Source organism: Burkholderia sp. BCC0419 (assembly GCF_902830285.1).
Classification (GTDB): Bacteria; Pseudomonadota; Gammaproteobacteria; order Burkholderiales; family Burkholderiaceae; genus Burkholderia.
The window spans coordinates 1,531,782-1,548,576 of sequence record NZ_CADESR010000001.1 but is presented as its reverse complement, the minus strand read 5'-3'; the positions used below and the strand labels follow the sequence as shown (position 1 = coordinate 1,548,576).

Here is a 16,795-nt window from a genome sequence, read left to right as displayed (position 1 = left end):
TTTCAAATCACTCCGGATTTTAAAGGGACAAAGAAAACGCGATCAAGCCGGGACTCTCGCCATTGCGCGTGCGCGACGCGCTCGACGAGCGTGAGCACCTGGTGCTGCCCGCTCTGCGCGCCGACCGGCGCGACGAGCCGCCCGCCGATCGCGAGCTGCTCGAGCAGCGCCTGCGGCACGTCGAGCCCCGCCGCCGCGATCACGATCGCGTCGAACGGGGCCGCGGACGGCAGGCCGACACGCCCGTCGCCGTAGTGCAGACGGATGTTCGGCACGCGCAGCGGCCGCAGGTTCAGCTTCGCGCGCTCGTAAAGCGGCTTGATGCGTTCAATCGAATACACGTCGCGTGCCACGTGGCTCAGCACGGCGGCCTGATAGCCGCAACCGGTGCCGATCTCGAGCACGCGCTCGAGCGTGCGGCCGGCCATCGCGAGCTCGATCATGCGCGCGACGACCGACGGCTTTGAAATGGTCTGCTGGTGGCCGATCGGCAACGCCGAATCCTCGTAGGCCTGCGTCGCGAGCCCCGGATCCACGAACAGGTGGCGCGGCACCGCGGCCATCGCGTCCAGCACGCGCGCATCGGTTACCCCGTTCGCGCGCAGGCGTTCGACCATCCGCTCGCGCACACGTTCCGACGTGAGCGCGAACGCGCCGGCCGGCGCGATGCTCGGCGCTGCCGGCTTCGGCAGCGCAGGCTTCAGCGCGGTCGGCTTCGGTGCGGTCGCCGGCTTCGCGGCGGCGATACCCGGCAGCGGCGCCCGTACGGCGGCCGGCTTCACCGCAACCGGTTTCAGCACGGTTGCGGGTTTGTCGGTGGCCTTCGAGATCGCGCCCGCCGCCTGGCGTTCACCGGCCCGACCTTCCGATTTGCGTGGCGCTCGCTTGAGATCTTCGAGCGCGAGCGGGAACCGCTTCGCGCGCTCGCCGCTCATGAAGCCCGCCCTCCGGCGCGCGCCCATTCGCGCGTCGCGGGCAGCATCTGCGTATGCGTGAGATCGAGCTGCAGCGGCGTGATCGACACGAAACCGTTTGCGACGGCGTGGAAATCGGTACCCTCGCTGGCGTCCAGCGCCTCGCCCGCGGCGCCGATCCAGTAGATCGGCTCACCGCGCGGGTCGGTCTGGCGAATCACCGGCTGCGACGGATGACGCTTGCCGAGGCGCGTGACCTTCCAGCCCTTCAGTTGGTCGTACGGCAGGTTCGGAATATTGACGTTCAGCAGCGGCTGGCCGGGCAGCGGATGCGCGAGGTAGTGCGCGACGATTTCCGCGGCGACGCGCGCGGCGTCGGCCAGATGGGCCCAGCCCTTGTCGACCAGCGAGAACGCGATGGCCGGCACACCGAACATGATGCCTTCGGTGGCGGCCGCAACTGTCCCCGAATAGAGCGTGTCTTCACCCATGTTCTGGCCGTTGTTGATGCCGGACACAACGATATCCGGCCTCGCGTCGGCCATTCCCGTCAGCGCGACGTGCACCGAATCGGTCGGCGTGCCGTTCACGTAGAAGAAACCCGTACCCGCTGCGCGCTGCACCGACAGCGGCCGCGACAACGTGAGGGAATTCGACGCGCCGCTGCAGTTCTGCTCGGGCGCGATCACCGTAAGCTCGGCCAGCGGCTGCAGCGCTTCGCTGAGCGCGGCGAGACCGGGGGCGAGATAGCCGTCGTCGTTGCTGAGTAGGATTCGCATCCGGCGATTGTAACCGAGGAAAGATGGCGCGAGAGCGACAGTCCGGCGCTGCGGACGGGCGGGTATACGCATGGGCACGCGATGCGCCGCCGCATTGCGCGGCGTCGTTCCGCACACCGGGGAAAACACCGGGCCGCCGGGTTTTCCGCCCGGAGAAAATCTCCTCGGGGAACCCTTCGTCGGAAGGCCCGGCGCGAAGCGCCAGGCCGGGTGCACTCAGATCGCGCCCGCCTCGCGCAGCGCGGCAATCGCCTGCGCGTCGTAGCCGAGGCCGTGCAGCACCTCGTCGGTGTGCTCGCCCAGTTCGGGCCCGAGCCAGCGCGTTTCGCCCGGCGTGTCCGACAGCTTCGGCGTGATGTTCGGCAGCGGAATGTCGGTGCCGTCGGCCAGCTTGAAACGCTGGATCATCTGGCGCGCGACGAACTGCGGATCGGTGAACATGTCGGCCGCGCTGTAGATGCGCCCGGCCGGCACGTCGGCCGCATTGAGCACGACGAGCGCCTCGTCGATCGTGCGCGGCGCGAGCCACGCGGCGATCGCGTCGTCGATTTCCTGCGTGCGCGGCACCCGCCCGTCGTTTTGCGCGAGCGCGGGATCGTCGGCCAGGTCGTCGCGCCCGATCGCCTTCATCAGCCGCTTGAAGATCGGATCGCTGTTGCCGCCGATCACGATGCTGCCGTCGCGGCATGCATACGTATTCGACGGCACGATGCCCGGCAGCGACGCGCCGGTGCGCTCGCGTACCATCCCGTACACGCCGTACTCGGGCACCACGCTTTCCATCATGTTGAAGACGGCTTCATACAGTGCAACGTCGACCACCTGCCCCGCGCCGCCGTTGACCTTGCGGTGATGGAGCGCCATCAGCGCGCCGATCACGCCGTGCAGCGCGGCGATCGAATCGCCGATCGAGATGCCGATGCGCGGCGGCGGCAGATCCGGATAGCCGGTGATGTGGCGCAGCCCGCCCATCGATTCGGCGATCGCGCCGAAGCCGGGCCGGTCGCGGTACGGGCCCGTCTGCCCGTAGCCGGACAGGCGCACCATCACGAGGCCCGGATTGTCGGCCGACAGCACGTCGTAGCCGAGCCCGAGCTTTTCGAGCAGGCCCGGACGGAAGTTCTCGATCACGATGTCGGCCTCGCTCGCGAGCTGCCGCGCGATCGCCTTGCCGGCATCGGCCTTCAGGTTCAGCGTGACCGATTTCTTGTTGCGCGCCTGCACGGACCACCACAGCGACGTGCCGCCCTGCTCCGGGTGGAGCTTGCGCCACTTGCGCAGCGGGTCGCCGCCGTTCGGATCCTCGATCTTGATCACTTCCGCGCCGAATTCGGCGAACAGCCGCGACGCGAACGGCCCCGCGATCAGCGTTCCGAATTCGAGCACTTTGACGCCCGCGAGCGGGCCCTGGCTGGTGCTCATGTGTCTCCCTGGCATGAGGAACGGCGCCGCCGGCAGGCGGCGGCGCCCGACTTACATCGTGCGGCGGTCGAGCATCGCGCGGGCGATGGTGCCGGCGTCAACGTACTCGAGCTCGCCGCCCACCGGCACGCCGCGCGCGAGGCGCGTGACCGCCAGCCCGCGCGCCTTCAGCGTCTGGCCAAGGTAGTGGGCGGTGGCTTCGCCTTCGTTCGTGAAGTTGGTCGCGAGCACGACTTCCTTGACGACGCCGTCGGACGCGCGCCGCACGAGGCGGTCGAAATGGATTTCCTTCGGGCCGATTCCGTCGAGCGGGCTCAGTCGGCCCATCAGCACGAAATACAGCCCGCGGTAGGTCATCGTCTGCTCGAGCATGATCTGGTCGGCAGGCGTCTCGACGACGCACAGCAGCGTCGGATCACGCTCCTCGTCGCTGCAGACCTCGCAGATCTGCGCTTCGGTGAACGTGTTGCACTTCTCGCAGTGCTGCAGGTGCTCGGTCGCGAACAGCAGCGAGCGGCCGAGCCGCTCCGCACCCTCACGGTCGTGCTGCATCAGGTGAACCGCCATGCGCTGCGCGGATTTCGGCCCGACGCCGGGCAGCACGCGCAACGCTTCGACGAGAGCGGACAGGGCGGACGGCTGTTTCATACGGCGGCAAACACTGGCAAGGACGCCGCGCTCAGAACGGCAGCTTGAAGCCCGGGGGCAGCGGCAGGCCCGACGTCATCCCGCTCATCTTTTCCTGCGACGTTGCTTCGGCCTTGCGCACCGCGTCGTTGAACGCAGCGGCGACGAGATCCTCGAGCATGTCCTTGTCGTCCGCGAGCAGGCTCGGGTCGATCGACACGCGGCGCACTTCGTTGCGGCACGTCATCGTCACCTTGACGAGGCCGGCGCCCGACTGCCCTTCGACTTCGATGAGCGCAAGCTGCTCCTGCATCTTCTTCATGTTTTCCTGCATTTGCTGCGCTTGCTTCATCAGTCCGGCGAGGTTGCCTTTCAACATGGGAATACTCCTTCTTGATCGTGTGAAAACCGGCACGCGGCGCGTGCCGGCCAATGTGTGCGGGGCGTGATTGTGCCTGTCGCGGGGCGGTCAGTTCAATGCAGCGTCGGCGGCGCGCCGTCCGGCGCCGAATCGGCGAGCGGGCGCACCGATCCGTCGACGATGCGCGCACCGAACTCGCGCACGAGCTGCTGGACGAACGGATCGCCGTGAATCTCCTGCTCGGCTTCGCGCTGGCGCGCCGCGCGCGCGGCTGCATCGAGCGCCGCCGCGGTGCGCCGGGCGGGCCCGACCTCGACGCTCACCTCGACCGGCTTGCCGAGCGCATCGGCCAATGCGGCCTTCAGCTTCGCCACCTGTGCGGCGTCCGCATACTGCGGCACCGGCACGGACAATTTCAATGCGGTCGCATCGACGGCCGTCAGCTCGCTGTTGAACGCAAGCTGGTACGCGACACCCTTCAGCGGCAGCCGCGCAGCCAGCGCCGGCCACTCGCCATCGAAGCCGATCGGATCGAGCGCGATCGCGGGCGGCAACGGGCGCGTGTCGATCGGCGCGGCCGGACGCGCGTCCGCCGGCTTCGGCGTCACGCGCACATCGTCGGGACCGCTGTCGAACACCGGCACGAAGCCGTCGTCGGAACCGCCGAACATCTCGTCGGCGCTGAGCGGCACGTAGTCGTCGGGCGGGATGTCTTCCCACGGCGGCGACGGCTGGCGCGCATCGGCTGCTTGCGGCGCACGGGCTGCGGCACGCGGCGTCGGCACCTGGACGGCCGGACGCGGCGCGGCCGGCTTCTCGGCGGCCGGCTGGGACGCCGCCGGCTTCGCTGCAGCGCCTGCGCGCCCGCGCTCCGACGACACGCGCATCCCTGCATTGCGCAGCACGTCGAGCGCGGCGGCGGCACCGCCGCCTGCGCGCGCCGCCGGACGCGCGGCGGCCGGCTCGGGCGATGCAGCGCGCGGTGCCGGTTCGGCCTGCGGAGCCGGTTCGTCGTTTCGCTGCGCGGCGGCAACGGCAGGCGGCACAGGTTCCTTGCGCGCGGGAGGCGGCATGTCGCCTGCGGGTGCCGCCTTCGTTTCCGGCTGCGGCGGCTCGATAGCTTGTGCGTCGGCCACTGCCGGGGCCGGTGCTGCTGCCTCTGCCGGTGACTGGACGGCAGCCGGCCTGGCGGTCGGCCGCTCGGCTTCATCGCTGGACTGCGCCGGCGCCGAACGTACAACCGGTACAACAGGCGCCGCCGCGGCTTGCGGACGCGCTGCGACAGCGGGCGCCGCCGATACCGGCTTCGCCGCAGCGGCGGCCGGCGCTGCGGCCGCGCGCGGGGCCGGCACCGCACGCGGCGGCACGGACGGCTGGCCGCCCGGCGCACTGCCGGCGCCAACGGCCGGCTCGAACGCGAGCATCCGCAGCAGCGTCATCGTGAAACCGGCGTATTCGTCCGGCGCCAGGCCGAGCTCGGCGCGCCCGACGGTCGCGATCTGATAGAACAATTGCACCTGTTCGGCGCTCAGCGTCTCCGCAAAACGGCGCAGGTCGGCCGCTTCCGGCCATTCGTCGAGCACCGAGCCCGGCGCGAACTGCGCCCACGCGATCCGGTGCAGCAGGCTCGCGAGATCCTGCAGCGCGGTCGAGAACGACAGGCTGCGCAGCGACATCTCGTCGGCGATCGCGAGGATTTCCGGGCCGTTGCCGGCCGCGAGCGCGTCGAGCAGGCGCACCATGTAAGTCTGGTCGAGCGCGCCGAGCATGCCCGACACCGCCGACTCGGTCACCTCGTTCGCCGAATAGGCGATCGCCTGGTCGGTCAGCGACAGCGCGTCGCGCATGCTGCCCTGCGCGGCGCGCGCGAGCAGGCGCAGCGCCTGCGGCTCGAACGTGATCTGCTCTTCGCCGAGGATCCGCTCGAGATGCGACACGATGTGGCCGGCCGGCATCTGCTTCAGGTTGAACTGCAGGCAGCGCGACAGCACGGTGACGGGGATTTTCTGCGGATCGGTGGTCGCGAGGATGAACTTGACGTGCGGCGGCGGCTCCTCGAGCGTCTTCAGCATCGCGTTGAACGCGTGGTTCGTCAACATGTGCACTTCGTCGATCATGTAGACCTTGAAGCGCGCATCGACGGGCGCGTACACCGCGCGCTCGAGCAGCGCGGCCATCTCGTCGACACCGCGGTTGCTCGCCGCGTCCATCTCGACGTAGTCGACGAAACGGCCCTCGTCGATCTCGCGACAGGCGCGACACACGCCGCACGGCTGCGACGTGACGCCGGTTTCACAGTTGAGGGCCTTCGCGAAGATCCGCGACAGCGTCGTCTTGCCGACACCGCGGGTTCCGGTAAACAGATAGGCGTGATGGAGACGCCCGCCGTCGAGCGCGTGCGTGAGCGCCCGGACGACGTGCTCCTGGCCGACGAGCGAAGCGAAATCCTTCGGACGCCACTTGCGTGCGAGAACTTGATAGGTCATCGGGAAATTGTATCAGTAACGCTGCGTCGCGCCGACACGCGAAACGGTGCGGAAGACGGACAAGGCGCAGGTCGAACGGAGTGTGACGCAGAAATAAAAAACGCCCTGCGAACGGGGCGAGAAGGAAGGTGACGAGCCCAACCCTCGGCACTGGCAGAAAACGATTGTGGCTGCTTCGTTCCCGACCTGACCAGGTTCACCGCCCCACCATGCGAGGAGGCCCGTCACGGCATATTCTATCACCGCTTCCGGACGAATGCGACCGTTTGTTCGCATCAATGCGAATATCGCCGGGCAAACCGGCGCGTCGCCCCTTCGCACGCGCTGTATGCGGCCCGCCCCCTTGTAATTGGCGGACCGGCCTCCACCTGCATGGCACGACGGTCGAACGTCGCGTCGTACCCCTACTCGCGTAGCGGCTACTATCGCCGCCCGCAGCAGATAGCAATTTAGGCTAATATGACGCCCGAACGACCCGCGAGCCGCGGCATGCAGCGCTTACGCCCCTCCCTTCCGGAAAGGCGGAGTGACCTGCCGCAGCGGCCGGCAGCCTACGGCGGCCGGTACGCCGCAACGCGCAAGCAGGCAGTCCCCGAACCGTAAGAGGTATTGACCCAATGAGCGAACAGATCAAACACATCAGCGACGCATCGTTCGAACAGGACGTCGTCAAGTCCGACAAGCCCGTGCTCGTCGATTTCTGGGCCGAATGGTGCGGCCCGTGCAAGATGATCGCCCCGATCCTCGACGAAGTCGCGAAGGACTACGGCGACAAGCTGCAGATCGCGAAGATCAACGTCGACGACAACCAGGCCACGCCCGCGAAATTCGGCGTGCGCGGCATCCCGACGCTGATCCTGTTCAAGAACGGCGCGGCCGCCGCGCAGAAGGTCGGCGCGCTGTCGAAGTCGCAGCTCACCGCATTCCTGGACAGCCACCTGTAATACCGGCAGTTCCGCGGACGTGTTGTCAGTCGGCAACACGTCCGTCGTCAAGCCGCCGATCGCTCGCTCAAGCGCGAATCGGCCTATGCTAGAATTAAAAAACGTCGACAAGACGCATTAAGTCTCTGAGCGCTTCCGCTCGCCCTCCTCCCTTATTTTCTTTCGTCGCTTCTCCTCCCTGGCGGGTTCTCCGTATGCATTTATCCGAGCTCAAGTCTCTGCACGTGTCCGAACTGATCGAAATGGCCAATGGCCTGGAGATCGAAAACGCGAACCGCCTGCGCAAGCAGGAGTTGATGTTTGCCATTCTCAAAAAGCGCGCCAAGACGGGAGAGACGATCTTCGGTGACGGCACGCTCGAAGTGCTGCCGGACGGCTTCGGCTTCCTGCGCTCGCCGGAAATGTCGTACCTCGCGAGCACCGACGACATCTACATCAGCCCGTCGCAGATCCGCCGCTTCAACCTGCACACCGGCGACACCATCGAAGGTGAAGTCCGCACGCCGAAGGACGGCGAGCGCTACTTCGCGCTGGTGAAGGTCGACAAAGTCAACGGGCAGCCGCCCGAGGCCTCGAAACACAAGATCATGTTCGAGAACCTCACGCCGCTGCACCCGAACAAGCCGCTGTCGCTCGAACGCGAAATGCGCGGCGAGGAAAACGTCACGGGCCGCATCATCGACATGATCGCGCCGATCGGCAAGGGCCAGCGCGGCCTGCTCGTCGCGTCGCCGAAGTCCGGCAAGACCGTGATGCTCCAGCACATCGCGCACGCGATCAAGCAGAACCACCCGGACGTGATCCTGTTCGTGCTGCTGATCGACGAGCGTCCGGAAGAAGTGACCGAAATGCAGCGCTCGGTCGCCGGCGAAGTGATCGCCTCGACGTTCGACGAACCGGCCACGCGCCACGTGCAGGTCGCCGAAATGGTGATCGAGAAGGCCAAGCGCCTCGTCGAAATGAAGCACGACGTCGTGATCCTGCTCGACTCGATCACGCGTCTCGCGCGTGCGTACAACACCGTGATCCCGGCGTCGGGCAAGGTGCTGACGGGCGGTGTCGACGCGAACGCGCTGCAGCGCCCGAAGCGCTTCTTCGGCGCGGCGCGCAACATCGAGGAAGGCGGCTCGCTGACGATCATCGGCACCGCGCTGATCGAAACCGGCAGCCGCATGGACGACGTGATCTACGAAGAGTTCAAGGGCACCGGCAACATGGAAGTGCACCTCGAGCGCCGTCTCGCGGAAAAGCGCGTGTACCCGTCGATCAACCTGAACAAGTCGGGCACGCGCCGCGAGGAAATGCTGATCAAGCCCGAGATCCTGCAAAAGATCTGGGTGCTGCGCAAGTTCATCCACGACATGGACGAAGTCGAGGCGATGGAATTCCTGCTCGACAAGATCCGCCAGACGAAGAGCAACTCCGAGTTCTTCGACCTGATGCGCCGCGGCGGCTGATCGCCCTCGCTCCGCAACACGGCCGCCTGCGCATCCTGCCCGGCGGCCGTTTTTCGATTCCAACCTGAACGTGAACGTACAGGTTGATCTATAATCGCGCCATTGTCCCGCCGAATCCCCCGCACCCGATGCCGAACGATGCCTCCACCCCGCTATTGACCGTCAGCGACGCCGCGTCGCGGCTCGGCGTCACGCCGCGCACGCTCAAGTATTACGAAGAGCGCGGGCTCGTCACGCCGTCGCGCAGCGAAGGCCGCTACCGCCTCTACGACGAAGCCGACCTCGAGCGCTTCGCGCGCATCCTGCGGCTGCGCGCGCTCGGCTTCTCGCTGCACGGCATCACCGAAATGCTGAAGCGCCCGCTGGAAGAAACGGGCGACGGCCGGCGCCGCTATTCGGAGGCATCGCTGCGCGACATCCGCGCCGGCCTCGCCGAGCAGATCGGTACGCTCGACCGGCGGATCGCGGCCGTCCAGCGCGAGCTGAAGGAAGCCGTCGCGCTGCGCAAGGAGTTGCAGCACGACATCGACTACGTCGAGCGGCGCCTCGCCGGCGAAAACGCCGATGCGCTGATCGCGCAGCGGCGGGCCGAAGCCGGCACACGGCGCGCACGCAAGGATCGCGAATGAACGCGGCGCCGGGGCCGCCGCCGCTGTGGAGCCGCGCGAACCTGCGCGCGGACCTGTTTCCATGGGCGCTCGCGCTCGTCACCGGCCTCGACTACTTCGACAACGCCGTCTTCTCATTTTTCGCGAGCTACATCGCGGGCGGCATCAACGCGTCGCCCGACGAACTCGTATGGTCGTCGAGCGCCTACGCGGTCACGGCCGTGCTCGGCATCCTGCAGCAGCAATGGTGGGTCGACCGGCTCGGCCATCGCCGCTACGTCGCGGGCTGCATGCTGATGTTCTCATTCGGCGCGATCGCGGCGGCGCTGGCCGACACGTCGCTGGAGCTCGCGTTCGCGCGCGGCTTTCAAGGCTATTTCGTCGGCCCGATGATGGGCGCGTGCCGGATCCTGATCCAGATCAGCTTCAAGCCGCAGGAACGGCCGCCCGCGACGCGCGCGTTCCTGATCATGATCCTGCTCGGCAGCGCGCTCGCGCCGATCGTCGGCGGGCTGCTGGTCGCGCATTCGACGTGGCGCGCACTGTTCGCGTGCACGGCGCCGGCCGGCATCGCGTTCGCGATCCTTGCGCTGCTCACGCTGCCCGATTCGGGCCGCACGCCGGACGACGAACGCGGTTCCGGACACTTCTGGCCGTACGTCGTGTTCGCGCTCGCGCAAGGGGCGCTGCAGATCGTGCTGCAGCAGGTGCATTACCAGCTCTACAGCGGCTCGCCGATGCTGATCCTGCTGACGATCGCGGGGCTCGGCGCGCTCGCGTGGTTCGCGTATCACCAGTGGCATCACCCGACGCCGCTCGTGCGGCTGCACGCGTTTCGCGAGCGCACGTTCCAGATCGGGCTGCTGCTCTATATGTTTTATTACTACGAGACGACGGGCTTCAGTTACCTGACGTCGCGGTTTCTCGAGGGCGGGCTCGGCTATCCGGTCGAGAACGCCGGGCGCCTGGTCGGCACGATGTCGCTGATCTCGGCCACCGCGCTGTTCGCGTACCTGCGCTATGCGAAGTTCATCACGCACAAGAAATGGTTCGTCGTGCCGGGGTTCGCGATCGCGATCACGGCTGCGCTGTGGATGACGCGGATGACGCCGCAGGTCGGCGACGCCGCGCTGATCATCCCGCTGCTGCTGCGCGGGCTGCTGCTGCTGTTCATCGTGCTGCCGGTCGCGAACCTGACGTTCCGCATCTTCGCGATCGACGAATACACGCATGGCTACCGGCTGAAGAACATCGTGCGGCAACTGACGATCTCGTTCGCGACCTCGTCGGTGATCATCGTCGAGCAGCACCGGGTGGCCGTCCACCAGACGCGGCTCGTCGAGCGCGCGAACGTGTTCGATCCGCTGTTCCAGCAGACCGTCGATGCGCTGACGCGCAGCTATGCGGCAGCCGGTTACGCGCTGAATGACGCGCACGGCCTCGCGATCGCGTCGATCGCGCGGATGGTCGCGCAACAGGCGTCGTTCCTCGCGTCGCTCGACGGCTTTTACTTCCTCGCGGGCATCGCGCTCGTCGGCGGCCTCTTCGCGGCATGGCAAAAACAGATCGATTGAGTTAAAAGACAGGCTTTGGATTTTCGTCCGCCGCCTCCATGCTTTCGAAACTGACCCGCTGGTTCGACGACCGCCGCCGCGACCGCGCGCTGCGCAGCCACCCGATTCCCGACGCGCTGTGGCACGAAACCGTCGAGCGCCTGCCGTTCCTCGCTACCCTGCCGCCCGACGCGCTCGGCCGGCTGCGCGAGCTGACGAGCCTGTTCGTCGCGAAAAAATCGTTTTCGACCGCGCACGGGCTCGAGCTGACCGACGCGATGATCGTCGCGATCGCCGCGCAGGCCTGCCTGCCCGTGCTGAATCTCGACCTGTCGCTGTACGATGGCTGGGTCGGCGTCGTCGTGTATCCGGGCGAATTCGTGATCCGCAAGACCGTGCAGGACGAGGACGGCGTCGTCCACGAAGTCGAGCAGGATGCGAGCGGCGAGGCATGGGAAGGCGGCCCCGTGATCCTGTCGTGGGAAGACGCGCAGATGACGGACGGCCGGGACGCGTACAACGTCGTGATCCACGAGTTCGCGCACAAGATCGACATGGTCAACGGCGCGGCCGACGGCTATCCGCCCCTGTTTCGCCGCTGGCATGCGCCGCACCTCGACGCGCAGGCGTGGGCCGACGTGTTCGAACACGCATACGACCAGTTCTGCGCGCGCGTCGACGCCGTGCCGGACCGCGCATGGGCGCGCTTCGAGCGGGACTCGCTGATCGATCCCTATGCGGCCGACCACCCGTCGGAATTCTTCGCGGTGTGCAGCGAGGCGCTGTTCGTGCGGCCGAAGGCGTTCGAGTCCGAATTTCCGGAGCTGTACCGGCTGCTCGCGCGCTACTACCGGCAGGATCCGGCCGGCACCGGCGCGCTCGACGCACCATGAAAATTATTCGTCAACCGTCTGATTTTCTGGCATAATCGCCGTTTTTCGACCTTAGGCAAGTGGCTCGCGCCGGGCTTGGCGTCGTCTGGTGATACGCAAATTTGCGCACGCCGGCACGGCAAGCGGCGGGTTGGCTACCGCTCTCACCAAGGAAAGACCATGAAAGAAGGCATCCACCCGAATTACCGCGAAGTCGTCTTCCAAGACATGTCGAACGGCTTCAAGTTCATCACGCGCTCGACGATCCAGACGCGCGAAAACATCGAACTCGACGGCAAGACCTACCCGCTCGCCAAGATCGAAGTGTCGTCGGAATCGCACTCGTTCTACACGGGTCAGCAAAAGATCATGGACACGGCAGGCCGTGTCGAGAAGTTCAAGAACAAGTTCGGCGCACGCGCCAACGGCAAGGCGGTAGCAAAGTAAGCTTTGCACCGATCCGGTGGTGGCAACGCACCGGTACCGCACGAAAGGGCAGCCCAGGCTGCCCTTTTTTGTCTCTGCTCGCCCAAAAGGCGCCGTCCGGCGCCCGGGAAACGACCTGACGCACAACAGCGGGCGCGACTACAATGCCGGATGCTCGAAACCGGCTCGACCGCGCGCAATCGCGCCGGCCGCCCGCCCATAACAAATCGCTCATCTGCATGAAGCCTGTCGTCCGTCTCACCGCCTCCGCCACGCGTGCGCTGCCGCGCTGGCTGCTGCTCACGCTCTGCTTCGTCTACGCGGCGTTCGGCCTGTTCGGCCGCGACCCGTGGAAAAACGAGGACGCGGCGGGCTTCGGCGTGATGTGGACGATGGCCAAGGGCGGCTGGCACGACTGGCTGCTGCCGAACCTGGTCGGCAAGTTCATCACGACCGACGCGCCGCTCGGCTACTGGCTCGGCGCGCTGTCGATCCGCGGCCTCGGCCCGTGGGTCGACGCGAGCAACGCGTCGCGCGTCGATACCGGCGTGCTGTTCTGTCTCGCGTGCGCGTTCGTCTGGTACGCGGCCTACCTGCTCGGCCGGCGCGCCGAGGTTCAACCGTTCAAATACGCATTCGGCGGCGAGCCCGAGCCGCGCGACTATGGCCGCACGCTCGCGGACGGCGCGCTGCTGGTGCTCGTCGCCTGCTTCGGCCTCGCCGAACGCGGGCACGAAACGACGCCGCAGCTCGCGCAGTTCGCGTGGATCGCGATGCTCGTATACGGGATCGTGCGCGGCATCGACAAGCCGCTGCAAGGCGCATTGTGGTGGGGCCTCGCGATCGGCCTCGTCGCGCTGTCCGGCAACCCGGTGCTGGTCGTCGCGCTGCTCGCGGGCACAGCCGCGCTGTGGCTCGTCACGCCCGAGATGCGCAACCTGCGCCTGCCGCTGGTCGGCGTGCCGCTCGCGGCCGCGATCTTCGCGCTGTGGCCGCTCGCCGCCTTCGTCGCGGCGCCGGACGACGCCGCGTGGTTCTTCAACCAGTGGATCCACGGCAGCCTGATGCGCTTTTCGGGCCCGCCGACGGCCGTGCTCGGCTATGCGGCGAAGAACCTGCCGCTGTTCACGTGGCCCGCGTGGCCGCTCGCGATCTGGGCGTGGTGGAGCTGGGCCGGCATGCGCCGCCGTGCGCACATCGCGATTCCGCTGTCGGTCGCCGTGCCGCTCGTCGCGCTCGTGATCCTGCAAAGCCAGCAGTCGAACCGCATGTACATGCTGCTGCTGCCGCCGCTCGCGGTGCTCGCGACGTTCGCGCTGCCGACCCTCAAGCGCGGTGCGATCAATGCGATCGACTGGTTCGCGGTGCTGAGCTTCACGATCCTCGGCACCTTCGTGTGGCTGGTGTGGCTCGCATCGCTCACCGGCTTCCCGCATCCGCTCGCGCGCAACCTCGCGCGCCTCGTGCCCGGCTACGAGCCGCATTTCAAGATCCTGTCGTTCATCTGCGCGGTGATCGTCACCGTGTGCTGGTGCTTCCTCGTGCGCTGGCGCGTCTCGCGGCAGCCGAAGGTGCTGTGGCGCAGCGTCGTGCTGTCGAGCGCGGGCACCACGCTGATGTGGGTGCTGCTGATGACGCTGTGGCTGCCGATCGTCAACTACGGCCGCACCTATCGCGATGTCGCGCTACAGATCGCCGTGCACCTGCCGTCCGACTACGAGTGCATTTCGCCGGTGCGGCTCGGCGACGCGCAGATCGCGACCTTCGCGTACTTCGGCAACATGCACTTCGATTTCTCCGGCGACTGCGACGTGATCCTGCGCCAGGACCGCGCCGACTTCGGCGAGCCGAGCGCGATGTCGCAATACGTGTGGCGTCTCGTCTGGGAAGGCCGCCGCGTCGCCGACCGCGACGAGCGCTTCCGCCTGTACGAGCGCATCGAACGGCCGAAGACGCCCGTCAAGCGGCGTCCGCCGCGCCGCCGGGCGGCCGATTGACGATGTTCGGCGACATCCGCCGGATCGTCGGTCTCGCGTGGCCGGTGCTGGTCGGCCAGCTCGCGATCATCGCGTTCGGCGTGATCGACACCGCGATGGTCGGCCGCTACTCGGCCGTCGATCTCGCCGCTCTCGGGCTCGGCTCGTCGATCTACGTATCGATCTATATCGGCCTGACCGGCATCCTGTCCGCGCTGCAGCCGATCACCGGGCAACTGTACGGCGCGCGGCGCTATGCCGAGATCGGCGAGGAAGTGCGCCAGGCGCTGTGGCTCGCGCTGCTGCTCGCGATTCCCGGCTTCCTGCTGCTGCATTTTCCCGAACCGCTGCTGCGCGTCGCGCACGCACCCGCCGCGCTGCACGACCGGACCGTCGACTACCTGCGCATCCTGTCGTACGGGCTGCCCGCCAGCCTCGTATTCCGTATCTACAATGCGCTGACCAACGCGGCCGGCAAGCCGCGGCTCGCGATGATCCTGCAGATCGGCGCGCTGCTGCTCAAGTTTCCGCTGAACGTGTGGTTCATCTTCGGCGGCTTCGGCGTCCCGCCGCTCGGCGGCCCCGGCTGCGGGCTCGCCAGCACGCTGATCAACTGGGCGCTCGCGCTGATCGGCTACACGCTGCTCGCGAGGCTCGACGTGTTCGCGCCGCTGGCGATCTTCTCGCGCTTCTGCTGGCCCGTGTGGGCGCGCCAGAAGGCGATCCTGAAGCTCGGCGTGCCGATGGGTCTGTCGTACCTGATCGAGGTCACGTCGTACACGTGCATGGCGCTGTTCATCGCGCAGTTCGGCACGACGACGCTCGCCGGCCACCAGATCGCCGGCAACATCGGCGCGGTGCTGTACATGACGCCGCTGTCGATCGGCGTGGCGGCGTCGACGCTGGTCGCGCGCGCGCTCGGCGCCGGACGCGCCGAGGAAGCCCGGCTGCTCGGCCGGCACAGCGTGATGTTCGCGTGCGGCATTGCGGCCGCCTACGGCGTGCTCGTGTTCGCGCTGCGCCCGCTGATCATCGGCGGCTATACGCCGAACCCGGCCGTCGCCGCGGCCGCGATGCCGCTCGTCGCGATCGTCGCGTGCTACCACGTGTTCGATGCGCTGCAGGTCACGTCGGCGTTCGTGCTGCGCGCGTACAAGGTGGCGATCGTGCCGACCGTGATCTATGCGGTCGCGCTGTGGGGCGTCGGACTCAGCGGCGGCTACCTGCTCGGCTTCGACGTCGGCGGCATCGCACCCACGTGGCTGACCGGCGCGCGCGGCTTCTGGTTCGCGAACACGGTCAGCCTGATGCTGGCGGGCGCCGGGCTCGTGCTGTACCTGCGTCACATCAGCCGCGCGCACGCCACCGCCGCGGCCGCGGCCGCGGCCTGACGCGCGGCGCGCTACGCGTCCTCCAGCACGTCGGCCGCGTGATACGACGACCGCACGAGCGGGCCGGCGACGACTTCCCTGAAACCGAGCGCGAGCGCCTCGTCGCGCCATGCGGCGAACGCATCCGGGCTCACGTAGCGCCGCACCGGCAAATGGTGCGCTGACGGCGCGAGATACTGGCCGAGCGTCAGCACGTCGACCTCGTGCGCGCGCAGGTCGTGCAGCGTGTCGCGCACCTCGTCGTCGCGCTCGCCGAGCCCGAGCATCAATCCCGATTTCGTCACGAGCGTCGGCCGCGCGGCCTTCGCCTGCGCGAGCAGTTCGAGCGAGCCGCGATAGTCGGCGCCCGGCCGCGCCGCCCGGTACAGCGACGGCACCGTCTCGATGTTGTGGTTGAACACGTCGGGCCACGCCGACGACAGCGCGTCGAGCGCACGTGCCGCGCGGCCTCGGAAGTCCGGCGTCAGCACCTCGACGCCGATGCCCGGCACGCTCGCGCGCACCGCCGCGATGCACGCGGCGAAATGCGCAGCGCCGCCGTCGCGCAGGTCGTCGCGGTCGACCGACGTGATCACGACGTAGCGCAACCCGAGCGCCGCCGCCGCGTCGGCCAGCCGCGCGGGCTCGTCGGGATCGAGCGGCTCGGGACGGCCGTGCGCGACATCGCAGAACGGGCACCGCCGCGTACACAGCCCGCCCATGATCATGAAGGTCGCGGTGCGCTGCGCGAAGCATTCGCCGATGTTCGGACACATCGCCTCCTCGCAGACGGAATGCAGCCGATGCTCGCGCAGCACGGCGGCCATGTCGGCCACCGCCGCGCTCATCATCGGCCGCGCGCGCAGCCACGGCGGCTTCGGCAGCGCCGCGCCGGCCGCGGGCTCGACGCGCACCGGAATGCGCGCGAGCTTGTCGCGACTTCGCGCGCCGGGCTGGCCGAGCGCCGTGAGGCTGGATCGTTCGAGCGCGGCGGCCATCG

15 protein-coding genes and 1 other RNA gene are annotated in these 16,795 nt (G+C 67.9%); 8 read left to right on the top strand and 8 right to left on the bottom strand.

What is annotated here, in order from left to right; all coding sequences use genetic code 11:
* Positions 1–2: 2 nt before the first annotated feature.
* The 7 genes from HWW87_RS06930 to ffs form a co-directional block, all read right to left on the bottom strand.
* Positions 3–935, bottom strand: coding sequence for a protein-L-isoaspartate(D-aspartate) O-methyltransferase (locus HWW87_RS06930; protein ID WP_175819706.1), 933 nt, complete (start codon positions 933–935; stop codon positions 3–5).
* Complete coding sequence (gene surE, locus HWW87_RS06925; RefSeq protein ID WP_174433738.1) at positions 932–1,693, bottom strand: 5'/3'-nucleotidase SurE; 762 nt, start codon at positions 1,691–1,693, stop codon at positions 932–934. Before surE ends, HWW87_RS06930 begins: the two co-directional genes overlap by 4 nt.
* A gap of 216 nt (positions 1,694–1,909) precedes the next feature.
* Positions 1,910–3,115: a CaiB/BaiF CoA-transferase family protein gene (locus HWW87_RS06920; protein ID WP_175819705.1), complete on the bottom strand. Its 1,206-nt coding sequence runs from the start codon at positions 3,113–3,115 to the stop codon at positions 1,910–1,912.
* Positions 3,116–3,166: 51 nt separating this feature from the next.
* Positions 3,167–3,763, bottom strand: coding sequence for a recombination mediator RecR (gene recR, locus HWW87_RS06915; RefSeq protein WP_006478665.1), 597 nt, complete (start codon positions 3,761–3,763; stop codon positions 3,167–3,169).
* A 31-nt stretch (positions 3,764–3,794) separates the two neighbouring features.
* Positions 3,795–4,121: a YbaB/EbfC family nucleoid-associated protein gene (locus HWW87_RS06910; RefSeq protein WP_006482124.1), complete on the bottom strand. Its 327-nt coding sequence runs from the start codon at positions 4,119–4,121 to the stop codon at positions 3,795–3,797.
* Positions 4,122–4,216: 95 nt separating this feature from the next.
* Positions 4,217–6,589, bottom strand: a complete 2,373-nt coding sequence (locus tag HWW87_RS06905; RefSeq protein ID WP_175819704.1) for a DNA polymerase III subunit gamma/tau — start codon at positions 6,587–6,589, stop codon at positions 4,217–4,219.
* A gap of 127 nt (positions 6,590–6,716) precedes the next feature.
* Positions 6,717–6,815: signal recognition particle sRNA small type (gene ffs, locus HWW87_RS06900), an RNA gene on the bottom strand.
* A 391-nt stretch (positions 6,816–7,206) separates the two neighbouring features.
* Between ffs and trxA the strand changes: the two genes are divergently transcribed.
* From trxA to HWW87_RS06860, 8 genes are all read left to right on the top strand, one after another.
* Complete coding sequence (trxA, locus tag HWW87_RS06895; protein ID WP_006402348.1) at positions 7,207–7,533, top strand: thioredoxin TrxA; 327 nt, start codon at positions 7,207–7,209, stop codon at positions 7,531–7,533.
* Between the two features lie 194 nt (positions 7,534–7,727).
* Positions 7,728–8,990, top strand: coding sequence for a transcription termination factor Rho (rho, locus tag HWW87_RS06890; RefSeq protein WP_006478662.1), 1,263 nt, complete (start codon positions 7,728–7,730; stop codon positions 8,988–8,990).
* A gap of 128 nt (positions 8,991–9,118) precedes the next feature.
* On the top strand, positions 9,119–9,619 hold the full coding sequence (locus HWW87_RS06885; protein ID WP_175819703.1) for a MerR family transcriptional regulator: 501 nt from the start codon (positions 9,119–9,121) through the stop codon (positions 9,617–9,619).
* Positions 9,616–11,172, top strand: coding sequence for an MFS transporter (locus HWW87_RS06880; protein WP_175819702.1), 1,557 nt, complete (start codon positions 9,616–9,618; stop codon positions 11,170–11,172). Before HWW87_RS06885 ends, HWW87_RS06880 begins: the two co-directional genes overlap by 4 nt.
* Before the next feature lie 38 nt (positions 11,173–11,210).
* On the top strand, positions 11,211–12,044 hold the full coding sequence (locus tag HWW87_RS06875; RefSeq protein ID WP_059790754.1) for a M90 family metallopeptidase: 834 nt from the start codon (positions 11,211–11,213) through the stop codon (positions 12,042–12,044).
* A gap of 159 nt (positions 12,045–12,203) precedes the next feature.
* Entirely contained in the window at positions 12,204–12,470 is a 267-nt protein-coding gene (locus HWW87_RS06870; RefSeq protein WP_174390782.1) for a type B 50S ribosomal protein L31, read from the top strand.
* A gap of 143 nt (positions 12,471–12,613) precedes the next feature.
* Positions 12,614–14,446, top strand: coding sequence for a glycosyltransferase family 39 protein (locus tag HWW87_RS06865; protein WP_175819701.1), 1,833 nt, complete (start codon positions 12,614–12,616; stop codon positions 14,444–14,446).
* 2 nt (positions 14,447–14,448) lie between these two features.
* Positions 14,449–15,816 carry an MATE family efflux transporter gene (locus HWW87_RS06860; protein WP_175819700.1) on the top strand — a complete coding sequence of 456 codons (1,368 nt, stop codon included), beginning with the start codon at positions 14,449–14,451 and terminating at the stop codon, positions 15,814–15,816.
* An 11-nt stretch (positions 15,817–15,827) separates the two neighbouring features.
* Here HWW87_RS06860 and lipA read toward each other — a convergent pair whose 3' ends face one another.
* A complete protein-coding gene (gene lipA, locus HWW87_RS06855; RefSeq protein ID WP_175819699.1) occupies positions 15,828–16,793 on the bottom strand; it encodes a lipoyl synthase in 966 nt (321 codons plus the stop codon).
* Positions 16,794–16,795: the final 2 nt, after the last annotated feature.